Consider the following 3802-nt stretch of genomic DNA (forward strand, 5'->3'; position numbering starts at 1 on the left):
GTGAGATGTTAAACCAAAGGGAGGAAACGAGTGCAGGTTAATTTGTTTTTGAACACAAGCACTCGTTACATGTGTAAAGAAAAGAATATTTATTTCATTAGTGGGCTGGTGGAATGCTTTGCGGGAATTTGAAAATATTTTCTGGGTCGTATTTGGCCTTCACTTGGGTTAATCGTTTGAAGTTGTTGCCGTAGTATGCATTGGGCCAATTTTCGATTGAGAGATCTGGTGTATTGACGTACACTCCTTTGGTAAATGGGAGCATCGCCTTACGGAAGTCTGCTACCCAGCGGATGCCCGGAGCAGCCCCATCTGGTGTGTCCCAGGTGGCAAATATCGACATGTTTGATAAAGCTTTGCGATAGAAGTATGCCGTGTCCTTGCTGGATACATTAGCTACCGCCCCGCCTAAGCCGTGGAAAAAGACGGATACTGATGAGGTAGGAGGTTCGTTAATAAAGCGCCGGATTATGGCAATTCCTTCGTCTGGAAGCAAATGTTCGACGAAGGGGCCTACACTTTTGAAAGGCTCAGGAGATACTGGTTGGGTGACCGCTATTCGGTTTACCGCTTCGAGCCAAGGAATTTCTTCGATGAACACTTGCTCTGGTGAACCAGTTTGAAGAAGTGGTTGCAACAGCTTGCGCAGTTTTTTAACTGAACCGAGGAACACTCCTTGCATGAGTAGAGTAGATTGTACTCCTGAAGCTATTGTAAGAAGGGGAGTGAGTCTTTCGTCAGTATCAGGAGTTGTGTAGTTTTGCCATGTTCGCAGCACTGGTTCTAGGTATCGTAGATCCCAACTGATATTGGCGTAGGCGACTTTATCAATTCGGTGCGTACGGAAGCGGAAGGAGGTGCAGATGCCAAAATTGCCACCACCGCCACCACGTAAAGCCCAGAATAAATCGGTGTTCTGCTTAGCATTTGCGCGTAGCACTTCTCCGTCGGCATTCACCATCTTTACCTCAAGCAAGTTGTCGCAAGTTAGACCAAGCGATCGTGCGACAATACTTTGACCACCGCCTAAAGTGAGCCCGGCGATTCCCGTGGTTGGGCAGAGTCCCCCTGGTACCATTAATCCCTTAGCCCCGAGAGCATCGTATAATTCAAAGTCACGCAATCCAGTCTGCACGGTAGCAGTACCGGACTTGCGGTCAATTTCGACCCGAGTCATCTCGCTAACATCAATCACGATGCCGGCGTCAACGACCGACAAACCTTCGTAACTATGACGGCCGGATCGTATCCGAATCGGTACGTCTCGATAACGGGCCCAGCGCACGGCGTTGGCCACGTCCTGAGTATTCTGGGCGAAGACAATGATGAGAGGAAACTTATTGAAAAAGGTGTTGAATTCCATGCGGGCTGCATTATATTCCGAGTCACCTGGTACAACGATGTGTCCCGTCAGTTCCGGTTCCTTATTAGAAGTCATAAAGACTTTCCTCCTTATTTAAAAACTCTGTTCCCATTTGATGATTATGAAAGAAGGTTAGTAATTATTATTGTTATCGTAAGAATAGTTTGATTTCGGGCTCACCATACATTCTATGTTACGTAAGAGAGTAGAAATATAAAAAAGAAGCGCTAAACAAGGCGCTTCCTTTTATAGATCTTTTATCATGACAACATGCGGAATATCAGCTTCCATAAATACATCAGAAGTTGTTTTGTATCCAAGCTTATGATAAAACGGCTCAGCATGTGTTTGTGCATGAAGTTTCAGCTTTGGAAGAGATTCTTCTTTCGCAAGAACTTCTAATGCGTCCATGATCATCTTGCCGGCCCCTTTTTGGCGGTGGGATGATAAGACACAAATGCGTTCTATTTTCCCGATACCATCGACAGTGCGAAAGCGTCCAGCGCCAACTGGAACATCTTGATCGTATAATACAACGTGTTTTGCAGCTTGATCATATTCGTCGTATTCTTCTTCGGCTGCAACCTTTTGCTCATCTACAAACACTTGTTTACGAACGGAAAAGGCGTCTTCTAGCTGTTTTTCATTTTGTACGACTGCAATTTGCAAATTATTGTTGCTCCTTTCCTAAATGGAATGTTTCGTATACTGTCCATGTTCCATTTTCTAATTGATATAGTAAATGGAAACGATCGATTGGTTGCTCATAATAGAAATCTTTCATCTTTAAGCGACCTAAAACATCCGCATGCTCTGCGTCTGATAATTGTTGTCCAATTGTAAGGTGCGGCACAAAAGCATATTCGCGATCTTGTGTGAATATATCGCTATGCATTTCTTCGTTTAGAAATGTTAATTCAGGTGTTTTTTCTACTTTAAAATAAATAACGTTATTTACAGGTGCAAATGAGCTAACTTTTCCAACATGTAATGTAAACGTATTTGTTTTATTTGCAATTGTATGAAGCTCTTGTACAATCGTTTCTAATTTTTCATCAGCTACTTCGAAAGGTGCTTTTAATGTAATGTGTGGTGAAACTAATGCATAATGTGGATCATAACGCTTACGCAGACCGTTTGCTTTATCTTGAATCATTTTTGATGGAAAAATTACAATACCTAGTTTCATCTCTAAATTCCTCCCCTTGTCTGAACGTAAAATGTTTGTATGAAAAAAGAACTCTTCATTTATTATATCAGATAATTCTGAATGATACTGTATATTATTTCAGCGCTAGCATATGAGAAAACGCATGTGGTAAGTTTTTTTGCCAATATTTCCATGTGTGATTACCATTAAACTCTTCGTAATAAGTTGTAAATCCTCTTTCAGTAAGAAGAGAATGTAGCTCACGGTTTGGCGCTACAAAATCAGAAATATTACCATCTGTTGTTTTTACAGCTGTTTCTTCTGTACCGATGATGTGATATAAATCTAAGACGTGCGGCTCTGTAAAGACTTTAGTACGCTCTAATACAGATTCATTTACAAATGGCGACTGCATAATTACCTTTCCAAATGTATGCGGATACATAAGTGCAGTCATAAATGAAACCGTACCACCTAAAGAATCACCGATTAAAACGCGGCCTTTTCCCATTTGATATGTTGGGTACTGCTCATCTAAATATGGAACGAGTTCATGAGCTAAAAAGCGAATGTACATGTCATTTTGTGAGCCGTTTGGATGATATTTTTCTTTGCGATCGTGTACGTCTTTATATGGGATACCAACAATAATCGTTCGATCAATTTCCTCTGTTTCGCGAAGTGACTCTATAACGCGATGTGCTTTTCCAAGTTGAAAATAATCTCTGCCATCTTGTGCAATAACAATGGTGTGCTTATGAAGCGGTGTAAAATTTGCTGGTAAATAAACGAGAAGCGTTAGTTCTTCTTGCAATGATTTGCTGTAAAAAGTAAGTTCTTCAATTTTTCCTATTGTTTGTGTCATCGTGTAATCTCCCCTAAGTAAAAAGTTACTTCAACTTTATTTTAGCATAAGAAGGAGAAGAATCTAAAAAATTAGTATTCCATATTGGAAGAAAGGAGATATAATGAAATGAGAATTTTACTTATATAAATACAAATTGAAAAAAATAACATAAAAACCCTTTTCTTTCTCAAGGGGCGAGTGCACCTGGTCATGCATAGAAATGGTCAGGGCTTTTTCCTGCCACGTGCTAGATTTGAAACAAAGTGAGAAAGCGAGAGTAGGTCATGTTTTGTTATGCATAGCGTGACCTATATGTTGAAAAATCAAAATGGATTTATCCCGCTATTCGTGGGCAGTAAGACCCCCACCTCAAGATTCAGAGAGAAGCATTGTCCAGCTCTAGCGGCTAGAATCTCCGGTTGTTTCGCCCCCTCGGACGAGG

4 protein-coding genes are annotated in these 3802 nt (G+C 41.0%); all 4 read right to left on the minus strand.

All coding sequences use genetic code 11. The features are described 5' to 3' along the window. Nucleotides 1–97: 97 nt before the first annotated feature. Nucleotides 98–1438, minus strand: a complete 1341-nt coding sequence (locus V7024_RS08090; protein WP_335518090.1) for an FAD-binding oxidoreductase — start codon at nt 1436–1438, stop codon at nt 98–100. Nucleotides 1439–1609: 171 nt separating this feature from the next. Continuing rightward, nucleotides 1610–2032 (minus strand): GNAT family N-acetyltransferase, encoded by a 423-nt coding sequence (locus V7024_RS08095; protein ID WP_335518093.1) that lies wholly within the window; start codon nt 2030–2032, stop codon nt 1610–1612. A 1-nt stretch (nt 2033) separates the two neighbouring features. Beyond that, the gene (locus V7024_RS08100) at nt 2034–2552 is read right to left on the minus strand and encodes a YjcG family protein (protein ID WP_335518097.1); all 519 of its coding nucleotides are present in this window, start codon (nt 2550–2552) and stop codon (nt 2034–2036) included. Nucleotides 2553–2646: 94 nt separating this feature from the next. Continuing rightward, entirely contained in the window at nt 2647–3378 is a 732-nt protein-coding gene (locus tag V7024_RS08105; RefSeq protein WP_335518100.1) for an alpha/beta hydrolase, read from the minus strand. Between the last annotated feature and the right edge of the window lie 424 nt (nt 3379–3802).

This window comes from Bacillus sp. JJ864, assembly GCF_036963045.1.
In the GTDB taxonomy this organism is placed as follows: Bacteria; Bacillota; Bacilli; order Bacillales; family Bacillaceae_G; genus Bacillus_A; species Bacillus_A pseudomycoides_C.

Bases quoted from the DNA above. Each gene is read 5' to 3' on its own strand.
- V7024_RS08105 (WP_335518100.1), bottom strand. From the start codon at position 3,378: ATGACACAAACAATAGGAAAAATTGAAGAACTTACTTTTTACAGCAAA.
- V7024_RS08100 (WP_335518097.1), bottom strand. From the start codon at position 2,552: ATGAAACTAGGTATTGTAATTTTTCCATCAAAAATGATTCAAGATAAA.
- V7024_RS08090 (WP_335518090.1), bottom strand. From the start codon at position 1,438: ATGACTTCTAATAAGGAACCGGAACTGACGGGACACATCGTTGTACCA.